Annotated in this window: 15 protein-coding genes; 7 read left to right on the forward strand and 8 right to left on the reverse strand. The window is 61.4% G+C overall.

The features are described from left to right. Window positions 1-103: 103 nt before the first annotated feature. From H2O77_RS07495 to H2O77_RS07505, 3 genes are all read right to left on the reverse strand, one after another. Window positions 104-2,083: a tripartite tricarboxylate transporter permease gene (locus tag H2O77_RS07495; protein ID WP_043332191.1), complete on the reverse strand. Its 1,980-nt coding sequence runs from the start codon at window positions 2,081-2,083 to the stop codon at window positions 104-106. Window positions 2,084-2,258: 175 nt separating this feature from the next. Continuing rightward, window positions 2,259-3,392 carry a tricarboxylate transporter gene (locus H2O77_RS07500; RefSeq protein ID WP_240548745.1) on the reverse strand — a complete coding sequence of 378 codons (1,134 nt, stop codon included), beginning with the start codon at window positions 3,390-3,392 and terminating at the stop codon, window positions 2,259-2,261. A gap of 183 nt (window positions 3,393-3,575) precedes the next feature. After that, window positions 3,576-4,691, reverse strand: coding sequence for a 4-oxalomesaconate tautomerase (locus tag H2O77_RS07505; RefSeq protein WP_043332189.1), 1,116 nt, complete (start codon window positions 4,689-4,691; stop codon window positions 3,576-3,578). A gap of 134 nt (window positions 4,692-4,825) precedes the next feature. Between H2O77_RS07505 and H2O77_RS07510 the strand changes: the two genes are divergently transcribed. Both H2O77_RS07510 and H2O77_RS07515 read left to right on the forward strand, forming a co-directional pair. Further along, window positions 4,826-5,716, forward strand: coding sequence for a LysR family transcriptional regulator (locus H2O77_RS07510; protein WP_043332186.1), 891 nt, complete (start codon window positions 4,826-4,828; stop codon window positions 5,714-5,716). A 261-nt stretch (window positions 5,717-5,977) separates the two neighbouring features. Further along, window positions 5,978-7,819: a dipeptidase gene (locus H2O77_RS07515; RefSeq protein WP_240548746.1), complete on the forward strand. Its 1,842-nt coding sequence runs from the start codon at window positions 5,978-5,980 to the stop codon at window positions 7,817-7,819. 226 nt (window positions 7,820-8,045) lie between these two features. Here H2O77_RS07515 and H2O77_RS07520 read toward each other — a convergent pair whose 3' ends face one another. After that, window positions 8,046-9,494, reverse strand: a complete 1,449-nt coding sequence (locus H2O77_RS07520) for an amidase (protein ID WP_052384360.1) — start codon at window positions 9,492-9,494, stop codon at window positions 8,046-8,048. 218 nt (window positions 9,495-9,712) lie between these two features. Between H2O77_RS07520 and H2O77_RS07525 the strand changes: the two genes are divergently transcribed. Further along, a complete protein-coding gene (locus tag H2O77_RS07525) occupies window positions 9,713-9,901 on the forward strand; it encodes a DUF3008 family protein (RefSeq protein WP_043332182.1) in 189 nt (62 codons plus the stop codon). Between the two features lie 127 nt (window positions 9,902-10,028). Here the strand turns inward: H2O77_RS07525 and H2O77_RS07530 are convergent, their stop codons facing one another. After that, window positions 10,029-10,817, reverse strand: a complete 789-nt coding sequence (locus H2O77_RS07530; RefSeq protein ID WP_052384359.1) for an OBAP family protein — start codon at window positions 10,815-10,817, stop codon at window positions 10,029-10,031. A 44-nt stretch (window positions 10,818-10,861) separates the two neighbouring features. Here H2O77_RS07530 and H2O77_RS07535 point away from each other — a divergent pair, with 44 nt between their 5' ends. Continuing rightward, window positions 10,862-11,827, forward strand: a complete 966-nt coding sequence (locus H2O77_RS07535) for an HAD family phosphatase (protein WP_240548747.1) — start codon at window positions 10,862-10,864, stop codon at window positions 11,825-11,827. Window positions 11,828-11,999: 172 nt separating this feature from the next. Here the strand turns inward: H2O77_RS07535 and H2O77_RS07540 are convergent, their stop codons facing one another. Next, entirely contained in the window at window positions 12,000-12,311 is a 312-nt protein-coding gene (locus tag H2O77_RS07540) for a hypothetical protein (protein ID WP_043332181.1), read from the reverse strand. Window positions 12,312-12,886: 575 nt separating this feature from the next. Between H2O77_RS07540 and H2O77_RS07545 the strand changes: the two genes are divergently transcribed. Beyond that, complete coding sequence (locus H2O77_RS07545) at window positions 12,887-14,518, forward strand: BCCT family transporter (protein WP_043332179.1); 1,632 nt, start codon at window positions 12,887-12,889, stop codon at window positions 14,516-14,518. 172 nt (window positions 14,519-14,690) lie between these two features. Here the strand turns inward: H2O77_RS07545 and H2O77_RS07550 are convergent, their stop codons facing one another. After that, on the reverse strand, window positions 14,691-15,722 hold the full coding sequence (locus tag H2O77_RS07550) for an LLM class flavin-dependent oxidoreductase (protein WP_043332177.1): 1,032 nt from the start codon (window positions 15,720-15,722) through the stop codon (window positions 14,691-14,693). Between the two features lie 288 nt (window positions 15,723-16,010). Between H2O77_RS07550 and H2O77_RS07555 the strand changes: the two genes are divergently transcribed. Both H2O77_RS07555 and H2O77_RS07560 read left to right on the forward strand, forming a co-directional pair. After that, a complete protein-coding gene (locus H2O77_RS07555) occupies window positions 16,011-16,778 on the forward strand; it encodes an extensin family protein (RefSeq protein ID WP_240548748.1) in 768 nt (255 codons plus the stop codon). A 285-nt stretch (window positions 16,779-17,063) separates the two neighbouring features. Then, window positions 17,064-17,501, forward strand: coding sequence for an Sbal_3080 family lipoprotein (locus H2O77_RS07560; protein ID WP_084589272.1), 438 nt, complete (start codon window positions 17,064-17,066; stop codon window positions 17,499-17,501). Between the two features lie 152 nt (window positions 17,502-17,653). Here H2O77_RS07560 and H2O77_RS07565 read toward each other — a convergent pair whose 3' ends face one another. Next, on the reverse strand, window positions 17,654-18,076 hold the full coding sequence (locus H2O77_RS07565) for a glyoxalase/bleomycin resistance/dioxygenase family protein (RefSeq protein ID WP_043332174.1): 423 nt from the start codon (window positions 18,074-18,076) through the stop codon (window positions 17,654-17,656). Window positions 18,077-18,251 lie beyond the last annotated feature (175 nt).

The following is an 18,251-nucleotide window of genomic DNA, read 5'->3' on the forward strand; positions in this document are numbered from 1 at the left end:
GACAATGGGCTTGGGGTTGTCACAATACGCAAGCGGGCACCCAATGGGTGCCCGCTTGCGTATGTCGTACTCGAGAGTTGAGTGCTGGTGATGCCCGCTGGCCTTACAGGAAGGGAATCATCGGCAGCACCACGTCATCCAGCAGACCCGTCGGGTAGTGCAGGTTCATCGCCGCCTGCATGCCGAGCAGGAAGACTGCCACGCCCAGCGCGAAGAGCCCTGCGAACAGAGGCGACTTGCGCGCGATGGTGAGCTGGAAGCCCAGGCAGAACAGCACGGCGGTAGAGACGAAGCCCAGCAGCGCACTGACGCCTATCAGCACGAAGAAGCCAAGAACCACACCCACTGCCTTGAAGGCCGGTTGCTTGACGCGAATCATGCCGCGACGCCAGCCGTTGAAGACCACGGCGATCACCGAGAGCAGCGTGATGAAGGCGGCCAGCGTCGGGAAGGCCTTGCCCAGCGGCATCAGGTCCCTGACGTCGTAGAGCGCCCACAGGGCGGCTGCGCCCATCATCAACAGCAGCAGGAAGTCGACGCCACCGAAGCCACGCGATTCCAGCACATCCTCTTCCGGCGACGGCGCAGTCTCGACCACTTCATGGGTCTGGCGACGACGCATGATCGCCTTGCGGATCACCGGCAGGAAGAAGGCCAGCAGGATCAGGCCGAGGATGATCAGTACGCCCGGACGCAGGAAGGCTTCGGCGCCGTGGAACTGCATGCTCTGGTAGAAGTAGTTCTCGGCACCCGGTGCCAGCACGAAGCCGATCAGGAAGGCCGGACGCGACCAGCCAGCACTCTTGAACAGCACACCGATCATGCCGATCATGCCCAGCGCGGCCCAGTCACCCAGCGAGCGGCTGGCCTGATAGGCAGCGAACAGGATCAGCACGGTGATGGCAGGGGCCAGAATGGCGAAGGGCACACGCGTCAGCTGCGCGACCGGACGCGCCAGCATCAGACACAGGCCCGCGCCCAGGATATTGGCCAGCGCCAGTGACCAGATGATGGTGTAGGTCATGTCCAGATTGGTGGTGATCATCGACACACCGGGTTCCAGACCCAGCAGCAACAGCCCACCCAGGAAGACCGCCGCCGTGCCGGAACCTGGCACCCCGAACAGCAGTGTCGGCACCATGGCACCGCAGGCGCAGGCATTGTTGGCGGATTCCGGCGCGATGACGCCGCGGATGTCACCCTTGCCGAACTGGCTCGGGTCCTTGGCGGTCTTGACCGCGAAGCCGTAGGTGATCCAGTCGACCACGGAACCCGCCAGACCCGGAATGGTCCCGATCAGGCTGCCGATACCGGCACAGCGCGCGACCAGCCACTTGTTCTTGACCACATCCTTGATGCCGGCAGACCAGCCCTTGCCCAGGTCGGTGTTCCCGTTCTTGGCGATACTGCCACGTCCCAGCAGCAGCTCGACGATTTCCGGCAGGGCGAAGATGCCCAGACCCAGCACGATCAGTGGCACGCCGTCGTACAGATAGTCGATATCCAGGTTCATGCGGTACTCGCCGGTCGCCGGTGCGGCGCCGATGGCACCGACCAGCAGGCCGAGGCCGCAGGCTGCGGTGCCCTTGAACAGGTTCTTGCCGGACAACACCGCCACCATCGTCAGGCCCAGCAAGGTCAACACGAACAATTCGGCTGACGAGAAGGCCAGTACGAGGGGGCGTGCGACGAGGATGAAGCCGGTCAGGATGATGGCGCCGATCACGCCACCACACAGAGAAGACAGGAAGGCACTGGTCAGCGCGCGGGCTGCCTGGCCCTTCTTGGCCAGCGGGAAGCCATCCAGCACCGTGGCTTGCGACGCGCTGGAACCGGGAATGCCCATCAGGACAGAGGCGAAGGTATCGCCGGTAGGAATGACCGCGACCATGCCCATCAGCATGCCCAGGGCGTAGCCCGGGTCCAGTCCATAGAGGAAGGGCAGCAGCAGGGCCATGCCGGCGATGCCGCCCAGGCCGGGAATGATACCGACCAGCAGGCCGACGAAGATGCCGATCATCATGAACAGCAGATGCGTCAGCGTGAAGACGTGTCCAATGCTGGACAGGAGAGTGTCGATCATGGCGTTACTCAACCTCTTGTTCTTCTCTAGATGCTTCTCTAACACTCAGAGGCGGTGCCGGGGAGAGCATGGTGAGGCAGGGAGTGAAAGGCTCACGGGGCTGCTGGTCGGCAGCCCCGTGAGTGGGTCCCCATCACACCCGGGGATCAGGCCGTTACGGGTGTGATTGCGCGCCTCAACGAGATTGCAGGCGGATATTGTGGCGTTCCATCAGCCAGTTCTTGACCCATTCGTGCTCGGCTTCGCTCAGCTGCATGGCTTCCTGAAGCTGGGTCGCGGCGGCCTTGCCGACCATCAGGCCATAGGGCCCGACCTTCTCGGCGGCCTCCTTGAGGAACTCGGGGTCCTTGGCCAGATCACGCGCGGCCTGGCGGTAAAGCTCCAGCAGTTCCGGGTCCACGTCCTTCGGCACCAGCAGCATTTTCTGCATGGCGTAACCGGAGGCGAAGAACTTGTGGAAGATCTGGTAGGCCTCGTCGTCACGTGAATGGCCTTTCTGGGCCAGATACAGCTCGGAGAAGGTCGGCAGGTCCGGGAAGGACGGATCGCGCTCGATATGGCCTTCGTCATCCATCACGCCAAGGCTGAACAGCGGTACGGCCTGGCCGGCGTCGACCAGCGGCGTGACGTTGCTCTTGTAGGCGGAGGTGGTCTGGAAGTCGAGGGCGACTTCGCCACGCTCGAAGGCCAGACGGCCTTCACCACGGCTCTTCATGCCGAAGACCGGGTCGACCTGGAAATCGAGCAGATCGAAGGCCATCAGCACCGGCATCTCGAGCCCGGTCGGGTTCTGACCGGCGAACTTCACTTCTTGGGAGGCGAGGGCCTCGAGCGCACTGGCGCTGTCCTTGCCCAGCGAGCTTGAGGCGTAGACGATACCCCCTGTCGGTGCGGCGAAGATCGGCTCCCAGTCGGCATAGTCATAGCGCACGCGACGGTCGCGCAGCATGGCCGGATACTGGGTAGAGGCCGAGGTGACGACCATCTCGTCGCCGTCATCGCCTGCACGCTTGCTGAACAGGTTGACGCCGGTGATGGAACCACCGCCCGGGACGTTGTCGATGACGACAGCCGGGTTGCCCGGCAGGTCCTTGGTCACCCAGTTGGACATGAAGCGTGCCCAGACGTCCGTGCCGCCCCCGACACCGAACGGGACGGTCCAGGTCAGGGTGTCGGGGACTTCCGCCGCGGCGTGAACGGCTGAGGACAGTGGCATCAGGCCCATGACGGGCAGCATGAAGGCCAATGCGGTGGTACGGGCATGACGCTTGAGGGTCTGGCGCTTGGGGGTAGACACGATGATGGACATGGTCTGACTCCTGATTATTGTTGGAATGCGTTGTCGATCAGTGATGCGCTATCTGCATGGCGGCGCAGTCAGGCTATTTCGTTTAGCGAAAATTCATTGTAAATCAATATACTGCAGTACCAGCTCGTTGCCTGTCGACGAACTCTTCGCCTCTGGCGCTTGCCAGCGCGGTCGTCTGGCGTGTCATGCACGCCCAGGCATCTCCACCGAGTCGGGGAGGTTCAAGAACACCTCGCCACTCATGATCTTGCGTGCCGTGCGCAGCAGAGACACTCGGCTGGGGGTCATCGGGTCGGCATTGGCATGCTCGACCTCGACATCCAGAAATCCGGCGGGATGTTCCAGATGAACGTTTGCCGCCAGGCTATCCGGTGCCAGAGTGCCGGCCGCGAGTGCCACACGATTGGCCAGGGTGCCCGGGATGCTGGTCGCAACGGCCAGCGTGATGGCACCCGTGACGGCCAGGGCGCCATGGCAGCGATGCGGCACGAAGTAGCGGGCGCACAGAGAACCGTCCTGGGTGCGCGGGGCGGAGAGAATCACCGGCTTGGGCAGCACCGAGCCGCTGACGTCGCCCATGCCCATCAATTCCCCCGCCTTGAGGCGAATCTGCTCGAGACGTGCCATCGCCTCGCGGTTGGCATCCATCTCGGCCGGCGCTTCGTTGCCTGCCCAGCCCAGACTTGCCGCTTCGATCAGCACCACCGGCGTGGCGGAGTCGAGACAGGTCACCTCGACGCCATCAATCACGTCGATGACCTGGCCGCTGGGCAGCATCTTGCCGGTCTTGGCGCCCACCGCGCCGAGGAAGCCCAGCTTGATGGCGCTGCCGGCGCCGGGTACACCACTGATGCGCGTGTCACCCTGGTAGGCCACCGCGCCGCCGGGCGTCGGCACCTGGCTATCGATCAGCGTGCGGGTGTTGAGGTTGTGAATCCGCAGACGCGTCAGGTCGCCCTGCGGCGCAATCATGCCGGTCTCGATGGCGTAGGGGCCGACGGCGGCCAGCATGTTGCCGCAGTTGGGCGAGAAGTCGACCTTGTCGCCTTCTACGTCGACCTGAGCGAACAGGTAATCGACATCAGCTTCAGGATGACTGGGCGGCCCGACGAGGGCGACCTTGCTGGTCAACGAATTGCCGCCGCCCAGGCCATCGATCTGCAGTACGTGGCCGGAGCCCATGACCTGACGCAGAACTTCGCGACGGCCTTCGTCATCGGCGGGGAGGTGATCCAGACGCAGGAAGGGACCCCGAGAGGTACCGCCACGTAGGATCATGCAAGGAAGTGAATGCATCATGTTGGAACGCGCTCCTGTCTGTTTGCGCCTTCGTGAAGCATCACAGCCGATGATCTATGCATCAAATGCAAATAAAACCTATACTGTCATCATTGTGCGCATTAATCCGAAAACTGAAACAATAAGGTAGTTGCATGCATAGATTGGAGTTTCTGGATCTGTCGGCGTTCGTCGAGGTCGCCGAGAATCATTCCTTCAATGAGGCGGCAGAACGGCTGCATATTTCGCAGCCGGCGTTGTCGCGCCGCATCCAGAAACTGGAGGAGATTCTGGGCGCCAAGGTGCTCGAGCGCACCACGCGAAGAAGTCGATTGACGCCCGTTGGGCGTGATTTCCTGCCCAAAGCCCGCAAGTTGCTCGAAGATTATGAGTCGTCTCTGGTCGGCGTCCGCGAGCTTGCCACCCACCGCAAGGGGGTGCTGACCATCGCCTGCCTGCCCACGGCAGCCTTCTACTTCCTGCCCAGCGTGGTGCGCGAATTCAATACCGCCTATCCCGGTATCCGGATTCGCATCCTGGATGTCAGTGCCAATGAAGGGGTCGAAAGGGTGGTTTCGGGGGAGGCAGACTTTGGTATCAATATGGTCAGTGCCCACCATCCGGCGGTGGATTTCACCTCCATCTATCGTGATCCCTTCGTGCTGGCCCTGCGGCGTGACCATCCTCTTGCACAGAAACAGCGCGTGGAATGGAGTGACCTGGACGATGTGCGCCTGATCACGGTCTCGCGTGACAGCGGCAATCGCATTCTGCTCGACAACACTCTGCTGTCCGCCGGCCTGCATCTGGATGGCTTCTACGAAGTGCAGCACCTTTCGACGTCATTGGGTCTGGTCGAGAGCGGGCTGGGCGTCGCCATCCTGCCGTCGATGGCCATGCCGGGGCCGGAACACGAGGTGCTGTGTCAGCGTGAACTGCCCGAACCGCGCATCGATCGCACCATTGGCCTGCTGCGGCGGCGCGGTGAATCCCTTTCGCCGATTGCGGAGCTGTTCATCGAGATTCTGCTCAAGCGCTGGAACTGAGTCGCTCGTCTGGAGTGAGGGGGCCAAGGCCACAATGGAGCGCAGAGTGGCAGGCATCTCTCGCCAGGGTTGGCGTGGCGTGGCCTAGTACATAAGATGGTTGTGTATAAGACATTCATGTTTCACGGCAAGGCCGATGAAACCGTCTTGATGTCGCGTGGTCAGCTGCCGCCGGGCGTCGGTGAGGGTCTTCTCCTCATCGCTTGTCTCTGCGGCCATTGACGACGTGGCGTCTTGCCTAACACAAGGATGTACATGCCCATGAGTACCCGCACAGCCACTCACGCCACCTCTCGTCAGACGGCCCTCGCGCTGGGTCTGGCACTCGGGCTCGGCAGCGCACTGCCTGCCAGCGCAGACGAGCCGATGGCGGCCGATGACACGGGCAAGCGCGCACCGCAGGGTGAACATACGCTCAAGCGTGCCCAGCTGGTCAGCTTGATCGAACAGGGCCGGCAGGAGCTGGCGCCGGACTTCAATGGCTTTTTGACCCAGGTAGCCGAACGCAATTCCCAGGACACGGCCGTCAGGGCCGCCATCGAGCAGTATCAGGCTGGTGAGACGCTGGAAGGTGACGCCTTCGTCAACATCTATCGTCTGCTGGGGGTCTACAACCGTCTGCAGTACGGCGATGATGTCCAGGCGCTGCTCAAGGAAATGGTCGCGATCCCGACCGCCAAGGTGGGGGAGAAGCCGCAATTCGAGAACCCGGAAATCGCGCGCTTCGGTGAGTTGATCAAGGCGCGCGCCGAGGCGTTCGGCCTGACGTTCCGTAACGTCGACAACCGCGTCTTCGAGGTTGAGCTCGAGGGAACTGGCGATGACGTGTTCGGCATTCTGACCCACGGCGATGTGGTGCCGGCAGGCGAGGAGGGCTGGACACTCGACGACGGCACCCATCTTGACCCGTTCGCGATGACCGAGATCGACGGCAAGCTCTACGGGCGCGGCACCGAAGATGACAAGGCCTCTATCGCCGCGGCGCTGTATGCCATGAAGTCGCTCAAGGAGAATGAGGTGCCGCTCAAGCGCACCATTCGCCTGATGATCGAGACCACGGAAGAGACCGGCGGTGATGGCTTCAAGTACTACAAGGCCAGAAATGACCTGCCGGAATACAACATCGTGCTCGATAGCGGTTATCCGGCGATCACGGCCGAGAATGGTTTCGGCACCATCGATGCGCATTTCCCCTTGACGCCCAAGGCGGGCGAGGCGTCATCTGATCAGGCAGTCGACGCTCTGCCGACGATCACCAACTTCCAGGGTGGCCTGGCGACCAACCAGATTCCGGAGCGCTCCACTGCCACGCTGCACGCGGCTGACGCAGCGGGCGCCAAGGCGCTCAGCCACAAGCTTGAGACGCTCGGCAGCCGCTACGTTAAGGAGCATGGCCAGGACTTCAGCGTCGCCAGTGAGGTGGAAGGCGAAGAGGTCAGCGTGACGGTGACCGGCAAGTCGGCCCACTCCTCGGCGCCGGCCAACGGCGTCAATCCTGTCACACGGCTGGCGGGCCTGCTCGCCACCTCCGGCATCGATTTCCATGACAATGCTTATGAAGATGCCATCCATTACCTGAACGACAACTACGGACTGGACTATCACGGCAAGCAGCTGGGCATCGCGTATTCCCATGATTTCATGGGGCCGCTCAAGGTGACGCCGACCTTCTTCGCCAGGGAGGACGATGCGCTGCGGGTCGCGGTCAATGTGCGTGCGCCCGCCGGTGAGAAATCACCTGAGGAATTGAGCCAGACGATTCAGGACAAGCTGAGCGCCTATGCCAGCGAGCAGGGCATGGACATGACGCTGAACGTCGAGATTCGCGACTGGATGCTGCGTGATCCCAGCGGTGCCTGGCTGCAGACGCTGCTCAATATCTTCGGGGATACCACCGGCATGAAGGCCGAGCCGCGCTCCTCCGCGGGCAGCACTACCGCTAAGCTGTTGCCCAATGCGATCAACTTCGGCCCGTCCATGCCGGGCGAGACCTATACCGGGCATACCTCCGAGGAGTTCAAGCGGGTCGATAACCTGATGCTCGACATCCAGATGTTCACCGAGATGATGGCGCGCATCGGCAATCAGGATTCGCTCAAGTAACGGGGCCGGCTCACGGGGCTGCGTTCATATGAATCGCCTTTTGCAAGGCGTATTGAAATAGCCCCTTTGATCGCTTTTTGAAATAGTCCTTGAAAATAGTTCCTGGAAATAGCCTGTTGCCTGGATGACAGGCATCACAGCCAACGCCCGCCACCGCCCTGATGAAGGGGCAGTGGCGGGCGTTGTCGTATGTGAAGGTCGCCGGTCAGCCAGTGCGGCCGCGATCTCACCTCGCGGGGTAGGGCTCGGCGGGATGCGCGGTAGGGTAGGCATCCATATAGGCAGCGGCTGCCCGCAGCAGTCGCACGTCATCGTGCTTGCCGCCTGCCAGCTGAAAGCCGACGGGCAGCCCCTGAGACGTGAAGCCACAGGGCACTGACGCCGCAGGTTGGCCGCTCAGGTTGAAGGGGTACGAGAACGGTGCCCATTCCTCCCAGTCATGCATCTGGCTACCCGGGGGTACCTGATGATTCAGGGCGAAGGGGGTGACGGCGACGCTGGGTGTCAGCAACAGGTGGTAATCCTGATTGAATTGCTCCAGCGCCTGGGTGATCCGGTAGCGCTCCTCAAGCGCCTTGAAGAGATCCAGCGACGACCATTCGCGTGCACACATGGCATTCTCGACCAGCCCGGGGTCGAGCAGTTCGCGCTGTTGGGCATCGCAGTCATCCCAGAGCCCCAGCGAGGCGGTGAACCAGATCTTGCGAAACGTCTCGAGGCTTGTCTCGACCGGGGGATCGACCGTCACGATGTCCGCGCCAAGGTTCGCCAGACGTTGTGCGGCGCGCTCCACTAGACTTGCGATCTCGGGGTCGACCTCGACAGACCCGAAACATGGCGAGTAGGCGATGCGCAGTCCTGCCAGCGGCTTGCCGATATCCGCTCCCCAATCCTCGGGTTGGCCGCGATTGGCGTAAGGGTCCTGGGCATCGTGACGGCCGATGACATTGAGCATGGCGGCGGCGTCACGGGGGCTGCGGGTCATGGGCCCGATGCTGGACAGAAAGGCAGCCTTGGAGGGCGGCCACTGCGGTGTCCAGCCGAAGGTGGGCTTGAAGCCGAAGATGCCACTGAAGGCGGCAGGAATACGGATCGACCCTCCGGAGTCACCGCCCTGATGCAGCACGCCCAGATTGAGGGCGGCGGCGGTAGCCGCGCCACCGGAAGAGCCACCGGGTGTCAGTTCGGTATTCCAGGCATTGCTGGTGGTGCCATGCACGAGGTTGTCGGTGACGGCCTTCCAGCCAAACTCGGGGGTGTTGGTCTTGCCCAGTAGAATCGCGCCTGCCTCACGCAAGCGCCTGACCGGCGGCGCATCCTGCTGGCATGGCGTAGCCGTCGTGATCAGGGAGCCTGCTCTCGCTGGCATGCCGGCAACATCGGTCAGGTCTTTCAGTGAGGTCGGAATGCCATCGAGCGGACTCAACGGCTTGCCGGCCTGCCAACGCTGCGTGGATTCACGCGCCTCCTTCAGCGCCGTGTCATGCGCGACATGCACATAGGCATTGACGAGCGGGTTGAGTCGCTCGATACGATCGAGCACCGCTCGGGTCACCTGTAACGGGTCGAACTCACCGTGTTGATACCCGCATGCCAGTTGCTCGGCGTCCAGCGCCGTCAGGTCATCCTTGGCAGTATGGGGCGAAAGATGTTGAGGAAATTCGACGTCACGCATGGTGGCTCTCCTGCTGCTGGATGGCGATATTCTTGTTGAGGACTGTTATCTGTCTCTTCTACATGGCCTTGGGTCAGAGAGGGGAAACTCAAGGCATCGCGAGGCTTGAAAAGGGCGAAGGCGGGCCGCATGGCCTGTGGAGAGTGACAGCAAGCGGCATGGTCGAGCTCATGGCAGCCGACCATGGTTCACGATATTCGCCCAGAGGGAGGACAATCATGCCAGCCAAGTCCAAGGCACAGCAGATGGCAGCCGGGGCAGCACTGTCAGCACGTCGCGGCGAGCAGAAGGTCAGCGAACTGGATGGGGCCGCTCGCTCGATGTATGACTCCATGAGTGAGGAGGAGCTCGAGAAGATGGCCTCGACATCACGTGAAGACAAGCCGCGACACGACAATCAGAGCTGAGCCCTGCGGGATGCCCATTGCGGTTTCCTGGCGCGATAGCTGAAACGACAAGGCGCCTGGCAAATGATTGCCAGGCGCCTTGTCGTAGCTGCATGTCGTGGCTTGTGTCGCTGATGCGCCGCTGGCCTCAGCGGCAGTCGTTCAGGCTCTCATGCGGCGGCTGGTGTGACTCGCTGTCGGGCGGGGTCGGGCCACCGTTGGCCTTGGGACTGACATCGGGCAGCGGAATCTCGGCGCGCTTCCGGCGGCGCTCCTCGGTGCTGATGCCCAGGCGCTCATCACGACGCTTCATCAGCTCCTCGTCGATCTGACCGTCACGGGTGAAGGCCATCATCAGCTGCGGGATACCGTAGGGGAAGTCGTCGCGGTCGATCTGCCAGGTGTGGAAGGTCTTGCCGTAGGTGGTGACGAGGTCCTCGAAGTAGCTGCGCTCCGCCAGTTCCGGAATCCCCGGGGCCACCAGGATGCCGGACTTCACCTCATAGTGATGGCTGTGCCAGAGCGGCTTCTCTTCCTCGGGCAACTGCTCGTAGCGCTCGGCGCTAATGATGTATTCGATCCCGATCAAGCGGGCATCACTGCGATTGGAATCGAAGATCACGCATTGGTGCAGATCATGTTCCAGGTGGATGCAGAAGTGGCTGGCCTCCACCTGACGCCCCATGTCATCGGCGTAATGGTGGAAGCCGTTGAGGTAGGTACTCATCGCTTCCAGCGGATACTTGCGCTGCATGACCTGCGAGGCTGCATCGAGCACCTGATGCTTCAGCGGATGGCCGCTACTGACCTTGCGAGCACTGTTGAGGCGCCGGCCCAGAAAGAAGGCAGTTGCCGCGGCGGCGCCGGCCAGAAGGCCCGTGCCGAAGCCGGATGAGTGTGAGGGATGTGAACATGTGCGGGAATGGCGATGTCGCATACTTCCTCCTGCATGGGTGTCTTGATAAGGCAAGAATTCCTGTCATGACGTTGCCATTGCAGTGCATTACCCTTGAACGCGTCAAGTCACCTACCGACAGCCTTGCCTCGAAAAATCCTCGCTCAGATCTGCTGCAGAATGTCGGGATTGCTTTTCAGTTTTCTGCCCTCATCAATAAGGGATATCACTTCTTGTGGCCGCTCAATGCCTTGCGCGACAAGGTGTCTTGTTCATCACGTGTTTCGGCCATCTTTTCTCGAATTGGAGCTCGCATGAAGCAACTTATCTTTGATTGTGACGGTGTACTGGTGGATAGCGAGATCATCGCTGATGGCGTGCTCAAGGAAAAACTTCCCGTCTGGCTGCCAGACTTGGGGAGTGAAGAGCAGATCGAGCATGAGCTGGACCGCTGTCTGGGCATGATCACGCGCGATATCCTGCTGGACCTGGAAGCCCGCAGTCAGCACACGCTGCCCGTGGATGCGCTCGACCAGGTACGCCAACTCGTCGATGCCCGTCTGGGCGACTCGCTCAAGGCCATGCCCGGGGTGCGCAAGACGCTGGAGTGGATTCGCGATCAGCGTCTGCCGTTGGCAATCGTGTCCAACAGCTCTGAGCAGCGCATGAAGATCAATCTCGAGAGTTCGGGGCTGCGTGGCATTCTCGATGAGATTGCCGCGGCCAATGGCGACGAGCAGCTGCCGATTTTCACTTCCGATGAGGTCATGAATCCCAAGCCGGCGCCTGACCTTTATCTGCTCGCTCTCAAGACGCTGGGACGCTCTGCCGAGGAATGTCTGGTGGTGGAAGACAGCCGCACGGGAATGCAGGCTGCCGTGGCCGCGGGCCTCAAGGTCGTCGGCCATCTGGGCGCCAGCCACATCCCGCCGGGCCACGCCGAGGTGCTGCGGACCACAGGCGCCTGGCAGGTCATGAAGCACTGGGATGAATTCAGCCGCCTGTGCACTGATGCCGGTTTCGTGGCCAATGAAGAAGCCGTGAGCCAGTGAGGTGCCTCCAATCCCTTCGCATTCTCCACAGAGCTTGAGCCATGCACATTCTGCTGAGAGCTGGCCGGATGGATGATCTTGGATATGGCACAGCAACACATAAAAGCCGCCCTCGGCAGGGGCGGCTTTTATGTGTCAGGGCTGACATCCCCGGGGGGACATCTCTCGGGTATCACTTGAAACAGATACGCGTGCCCCAGGCGAGAAGCTCTTCCTGATTGAGGCTGCGCGATTCGACCCCGATCATTTCATCTCCCCATTGATCCGCCCAAGTCAGCACGCCGTGGCTGATGCCGCGCGCGCCCATCAAGTCGCGTATCTCACCGGTACCCTTGAACCATAGTGCGCTGTGATCATTGCGCGTCAGGTCCGAGATGCCGTGGCAATGATGGATTCTCACCTTGTAGATGCCATCCAGTGACATGACCTCGACCACCGGCACCATGCCGTGCTGCAGTGCGCGTGCCAGCGACTCGAGTGTCATGCTGGTCTCGTCCTGGTGGGCGAGCGGCTGATCGGCGAGCTGGCTTGGGGGTAGTGGGGTAGCAGGCGACGCGTGGGTGGGGGTCACAGCGGTGCGTGGCGGGTGTGCTGCAGTGGTATGTGCAGGCATCGGGAATACCCTCGGTGGGATGTCATGTCGGCGGTGAATCGCGTTTTATAACTATCGTACAAGTAATGTAGAGGTTATCTGGCGATCTCGCCATCGTGAGTGGCCAGCTTGCCCGGGACTTTCCGTCCCTCTGCTCCTTCGTCACTGTCCTTCCAGGGCCTGCACAGTCCTTCCAAGGTCTGCACTGTCTTTCAAAGCCTGCACTGACCTTTCAAAAGCGGCTTTCTCCTCCCACGCGGAGGCTGTGGCCTGGTTGGGGCAAACGCTTACCTGTACAGACGGTGACAAATTTTCCTGTGCTGCTGACGTCGTCTGCCCTTGAAGTTCTGGGGAATCAGGTTCATGTCTAGAAGGCACTGCGAATATTCGTTGGCGATACGCTACTCGTTTCTCGCTGGTGCGCGATCCACCTCACCGCTGTCACAGCTCACAGGGAGTAGCGATTTATGACATCTGGAGGAAAGCGCGTATTCAGCGCGTCGGTCATCATCATTCTGGGGCTGGTCGCATTGGGGGCAGGATTCCCCACCCGTTTCGGTGAATTGGCAGATCAGGCGCTCGGCGCCGTGACCAGCATGTTCGGCTGGTTCTATCTGATATCCGTCTTTGGTTTCGTGATCTTTCTCATCAGTCTCGCGTTGAGCAAGTACGGGAAGATCCGGCTCGGGCCGCAGGATAGCCGGCCTTCCTATACCTTCTTTTCCTGGGTCAGCATGCTGTTGGCAGCAGGGTTCGGCGTCGGACTGGTGTTCTATGGGATGGCGGAACCCATGCAGCACTATCTGAAGCCGCCGTTCGCCGATATGCCGGGCGAGACGCCAGAGTCTGCGCGCTATGCCATTCAATATGCCTTCTTCAACTGGGGCGTCCATCAGTGGGCTGCCTTCTCGGTGGTCGGCCTGATCATTGCCTATTTCCAGTTCCGCAAGGGACAGGCGGGGCTGGTGTCCTCGGTGCTGTCTTCCGTGACGGCCAAGCATCCCAAGGCGCGCCGCTACGGCCCGATTCTGGATGTCTTTGCGGTGGTGGCGACCGTGATGGGGGTCGCGACATCGCTGGGCCTGGGCGTGTTGCAGATGAATGGGGGGCTGCACTTCGTCTTCGGCGTGGAAGAAGGCTGGCAATGGCAGTTCATCATCATGGGCGTGATGTTCTGTGCCTACATGGCCTCGACCTGGTCCGGGCTCGACAAGGGCATCAAGCGCCTGTCCAACCTCAACATGAGCATCTGCATCGCGCTGATGCTGTATGTGCTGTTCACTGGCCCGACGCTGGACATTCTCAAGACGATCACCCTGGGCATCGGCGATTATCTGCAGAACTTCATCGGCATGAGCCTGCGCATGTCGCCCTATGACGGTAATGACTGGAACAGCTCCTGGACCGTCTTCTATTGGGCATGGGTCATCGCCTGGTCGCCGTTCGTCGGGACCTTCGTCGCGCGTGTCTCGCGTGGCCGCACCATCAAGGAGTATGTGGTGGGCGTGCTGATCGTGCCGCCGCTGCTGGCGTGCCTGTGGATCGGTGTCTTCGGTGGCGCGGCGATCAACATGGAGCTGGCCAGTGATGTCGGTCTGGCGGCCGCGACGGATGCCAACATCACGTCTGCCTTGTTCGAGATGTTCGACCTGATGCCCTTCAGCAGCGTGCTGTCGGTGGTCGCGATCATGCTGATCTTCATCTTCCTGGTGACCTCCGCCGATTCGGCGTCCTACATCGTGGCGCAGATGACCGACGGCGGCTCGATCAATCCGCCGCTCTACAAGCGTATCGCCTGGGGCGTGCTGATCGCGGCCATCTGCTTGACGCTGATCTCGACGGGCGGTCTCAAGGGCTTGCAGTCAGCCTCGGTACTCTCGGCCTTGCCGTTCACCTTCATCATCTACGGCATGATCGTGGTACTGGTGAAGGAGCTGCGGGCTGATCGTCGCCAGATGCTCAGTCAGCTGTATCGCCGTCATGGTGAGACACCGGTCGGTGCGGATATCTTCGAGGCTGACAGCCTGGCGGAGGAAGATCGCATCCGCCGTGCGCCGGACGTCAAGAATCGTCGCGTGAACCCGCGCGACCATCATTGAGCCGAGTCGTGGCATGAACTTATCGCCTTAAGCTCATCGTTTTAAGTTCATCGCCTTCAGCTCATGACGTCAGTGCGTGTCTTCACAGCAGGCTCAGAACGACAGACGCCGCTCACAGGGGATGTGAGCGGCGTCTTGTCTTGGCAAGCCAGTCAGCGTGAAGGGGCTCACGTCATTGACTGGCGGCCGGCGTCCGGCGGCCGGCGACCTCGGCGAGTATCTCGTAGCTCTTCAGGCGGTCGGCATGCTCATAGAAATCCGAGTTGAACATCAATTCGTCGGCCTGCGTCACCTCCAGCAGATGCTCGAGTTCGCTGCGAATGCGCTCTGGCCCGCCGATGATGGCAGCGGCCAGATTCTGGCCGACCATGGCTTCCTCGCGTGCTGACCAGTCCAGTGTCTCGCGTGGGGGCAGGGCGCGCGTGCTCTTGCCACGGATCAGATTGAGGAATTTCTGTTGCTGGGTGCTGGCCAGGAAACGGGCGCGTTCATCGTTGTCGGCGGCGATCAGGGGCAGGCCGAGCATCACATAGGGCGCATCCAGCACCTCGGAGGGCGTGAAGTTCTCGCGATAGAGCTTGATGGCCTCCAGCATGTAGCCGGGGGCGAACTGACCGGCGAAGGCGAAGGGCAGACCTTTTTTCGCTGCCAGGCGTGCGCTGTAGTCGCTGGAACCCAATAGCCACAGGGGGACATGAGTGCCTTGTCCCGGCATGGCCTTGATGCGCTGACCAGGTGAAGCCTCGCCCAGATACTGCTCGAGTTCGGCCAGCCGCTGGGGGAAGTCATTCACGCCGGCGGAAGGGTCGCGGCGCATCGCCTGCATGGTGATGCCATCGGAGCCCGGCGCGCGGCCAAGCCCGAGATCGATCCTGTCCGGGTAGAGCGTGGCCAGGGTGCCGAACTGCTCCGCCACCACCAGTGGGGGATGGTTGGGTAGCATGATGCCGCCCGAGCCGACCCGCAGGCGGGAGGTCTTGCCCGCCACATGGCCGATCAGCACCGAGGTGGCGGCACTGGCGATGCCATCGATGTTGTGATGCTCGGCCAGCCACAGGCGATGAAAGCCCAGCGCTTCGACATGCTGGGCGAGACTGACGCTATTGTGGAAGGTTTCAGCAACACTGCCGGTATCGCGGATGGGGGCAAGGTCCAGCACCGAGAGCGGGATCGTGCCCAGGCGTGAGGTAGGGGCTGTCGTCATGTGCGCTCCTGATAGCGGATTGGCGTGCAGAGAGCAGCTGGGGCGTGGCCCCTATAGGCATGTGGCTGGTCTGCTGAATGGCGTCCAGCATAGTGGACAACCGCGTCTCTGACAGCGCCTCGCCCCTTCATTTCACTGTTTCTGATATGGCATATATGAGGCGGTCGATACGTCATGCCATTCACGGTGGTCAGTCACCCTGGGGCAGGTGAAGCCCAGGGCAGGTGAAGTCCAATGCAGGCGAAGCCCGGGGCAGGTGAGGGCCTGCAACGTGTACAGGAGGCGGACATGAACGGTTTGCAGCACAAGCAGCGCCGCAAAGGCATGGGGCTCACATTGATATGCCTGGTGCTCATCGGCCTGGGCGTTGCGGTCCAGCGCGATATCATCGTGCTGGAGCGCTGGATACCCGCTCACTATCTCCCGTGGGCGCCACTGCAATTGGAGGACCCGCCCGGCATGGTGACCGGCTGGAAGCTCTCACGCTTGAACGAGAACCCGGCCGCCTGTCGCGCATTTCTCGCGCGGGAAGCCCCGCAACGGGTGACCTTCCTGCCGGACCGCCCCAGCAACAACGGCTGTGACCTCATCAATAGCGTACGCATGCATTCGGCGTCAGGCGCGAGTGGTGAGCAGGGTGTTCGCTTCAATCAGTCCTTCATTGCCAGCTGCCCGCTGGCGGTGAGCTGGCTGCGCTTCGAGCGTCATGGGCTCAGGTCAGCGGCGCAAAAGGTCATGGGGAGCGAGGTGACGCAAGTGTTCCATGTTGGCAGCTACGCCTGTCGCAACATCTACGGACGAGAGAACGCACGCCGCAGTGAACATGCCACTGCGGATGCGCTGGATGTCACAGGCTTCACGCTGGCGGACGGCCGTCAGGTTCGCCTGCCGCGCGACTGGACGGCGCCCGAGGATGAAGATGCCCCGGGCCGCTTCCTGCGTGCCGTGCAGGACGCTGCCTGTGAGAGTTTCGGTACCGTGCTGGGGCCGGATTACAACGCCGCCCATCGTGATCACTTCCACCTCGGCACGCGGGGCTGGCGATTCTGTCGCTGAGCAATACTTAATGCTGCGTCGGGCAAGAGTGCGGCAATGCGGACATCCGCGCACGCTGTCAGTGGGGCATTATTGGCTCGGCGTGATAAAGGGGACTCATGTTTGCCACGCCTGTCATCATTTGTCGGTGTCTCTGTAGGAGACTCGCGCTTGCATGGGGGAATTACGCCTGATCACGGGCAGATTCCTCGCATTTATTTGTTTTCACTAATACCCTGCGGACAAGCATGCCTTCCATGGCATATCTCGCGATAAAGCCTCTTGTTCAATGACAGGGAGTCAAGAATGACAGGGATGACGAAGGCGTTATTGGCAGCTTCCATCACCTTCGTGATGGCCGGCTGTACCTCGGTGCAGGTTCAGCCTCTGGAGCGCATGTCCTATCTGGATACCGTGTGCATCGAGCGCAATGAGGCCGTGATCGTGCCCGGCTTCCTGAGTGTGATCAAACGGGGCTTCAGTCGCAATGGCTTGAATACGCGAGTCTATGACGCTCCGGTCCCTGGCCATTGTGAAGTGATATTGACGTATACCGCTTTGCGCTCATGGGATTTCACGACCTATCTGTCACACGCAGAACTCTGGCTCAATGATCCATATGGCGATGAAATCGCCTATGCGCAATATCATCTTGTCGCAAAGGGTGGTCTGACGTTCTCCAAGTTTGCCGGGGTCGAAACCAAGATGAACCCGGTCATCGATGACTTGCTGGTCAACTACTGACGCCTCAGCCGTGATGGGCATTCAAGCCATCTTCTTGTACGCCTCACCGGTACGTCATTTCTCGCCATGATGGCGCACTTGATAGCGGGGCCGGCGCTTGTGTCTTGCGCCGGCCCAGCGGAGACTCTCGAGCCATCTGGTGTGCTGGAATCTCAGGGTGCCATGCCCATGCCTCGGCTGATCGTCGGGGCGCAGCGCTCGGGGTTGATGCTGACCACGCGTAGGCGATGCCCATCGGGGAGCACGCAATCGAGCACCTGCCAGGCACAGCCGGGGGCGCTGCTGCCGTGACTCTCGATCAGATGCGCTCCCTGGGCCTGCCATTGTTCGCGGAAGCGGGCAAAATCCGTTCGCTCGATCTCAAGCGTCAGCTGGCGGCTGTCGGGTTGCTCGGCACTGCGCTGCAACAGCAATACGCTGGTCTGCTTGTCTCGGCGATGGTTCAGCTCCAGGGTCGCGCTGGTGGCGTTGCGCAACAGGATGGGCAGGGCGAGTGTTTCGGTGAAGAAACGGCAAGCGGCATCGAGGTCGCGCACTTCAAGGATGGCTGGGTGCAGGGAAAGGCGCTGAATCATGGCGAAGCCTCATGGCGTGAGGGGAAGAAGGGGTTGGGGGACTGGCTCAATTGCGTGAGCATGGAGACAGTGTCGTGCCCGTCCGGGTGAGACGCACTTTGAATCTGATGATGGTGGTGATGGCTTTACGCTATCTGGGGGCTTGTCGCGCTCGCGAAGGCCCGAGGCAATCGCT

Source organism: Cobetia sp. 4B, from assembly GCF_018831605.1.
Lineage (GTDB): Bacteria > Pseudomonadota > Gammaproteobacteria > Pseudomonadales > Halomonadaceae > Cobetia > Cobetia amphilecti.

Bases quoted from the DNA above. Each gene is read 5' to 3' on its own strand.
- H2O77_RS07555 (WP_240548748.1), top strand. From the start codon at position 16,011: ATGAACGGTTTGCAGCACAAGCAGCGCCGCAAAGGCATGGGGCTCACA.
- H2O77_RS07520 (WP_052384360.1), bottom strand. From the start codon at position 9,494: ATGCGTGACGTCGAATTTCCTCAACATCTTTCGCCCCATACTGCCAAG.
- H2O77_RS07500 (WP_240548745.1), bottom strand. From the start codon at position 3,392: ATGTCCATCATCGTGTCTACCCCCAAGCGCCAGACCCTCAAGCGTCAT.
- H2O77_RS07515 (WP_240548746.1), top strand. From the start codon at position 5,978: ATGAGTACCCGCACAGCCACTCACGCCACCTCTCGTCAGACGGCCCTC.
- H2O77_RS07560 (WP_084589272.1), top strand. From the start codon at position 17,064: ATGACAGGGATGACGAAGGCGTTATTGGCAGCTTCCATCACCTTCGTG.
- H2O77_RS07530 (WP_052384359.1), bottom strand. From the start codon at position 10,817: ATGCGACATCGCCATTCCCGCACATGTTCACATCCCTCACACTCATCC.
- H2O77_RS07565 (WP_043332174.1), bottom strand. From the start codon at position 18,076: ATGATTCAGCGCCTTTCCCTGCACCCAGCCATCCTTGAAGTGCGCGAC.
- H2O77_RS07525 (WP_043332182.1), top strand. From the start codon at position 9,713: ATGCCAGCCAAGTCCAAGGCACAGCAGATGGCAGCCGGGGCAGCACTG.
- H2O77_RS07550 (WP_043332177.1), bottom strand. From the start codon at position 15,722: ATGACGACAGCCCCTACCTCACGCCTGGGCACGATCCCGCTCTCGGTG.
- H2O77_RS07495 (WP_043332191.1), bottom strand. From the start codon at position 2,083: ATGATCGACACTCTCCTGTCCAGCATTGGACACGTCTTCACGCTGACG.
- H2O77_RS07505 (WP_043332189.1), bottom strand. From the start codon at position 4,691: ATGATGCATTCACTTCCTTGCATGATCCTACGTGGCGGTACCTCTCGG.
- H2O77_RS07540 (WP_043332181.1), bottom strand. From the start codon at position 12,311: ATGACACTCGAGTCGCTGGCACGCGCACTGCAGCACGGCATGGTGCCG.
- H2O77_RS07545 (WP_043332179.1), top strand. From the start codon at position 12,887: ATGACATCTGGAGGAAAGCGCGTATTCAGCGCGTCGGTCATCATCATT.
- H2O77_RS07535 (WP_240548747.1), top strand. From the start codon at position 10,862: ATGACGTTGCCATTGCAGTGCATTACCCTTGAACGCGTCAAGTCACCT.
- H2O77_RS07510 (WP_043332186.1), top strand. From the start codon at position 4,826: ATGCATAGATTGGAGTTTCTGGATCTGTCGGCGTTCGTCGAGGTCGCC.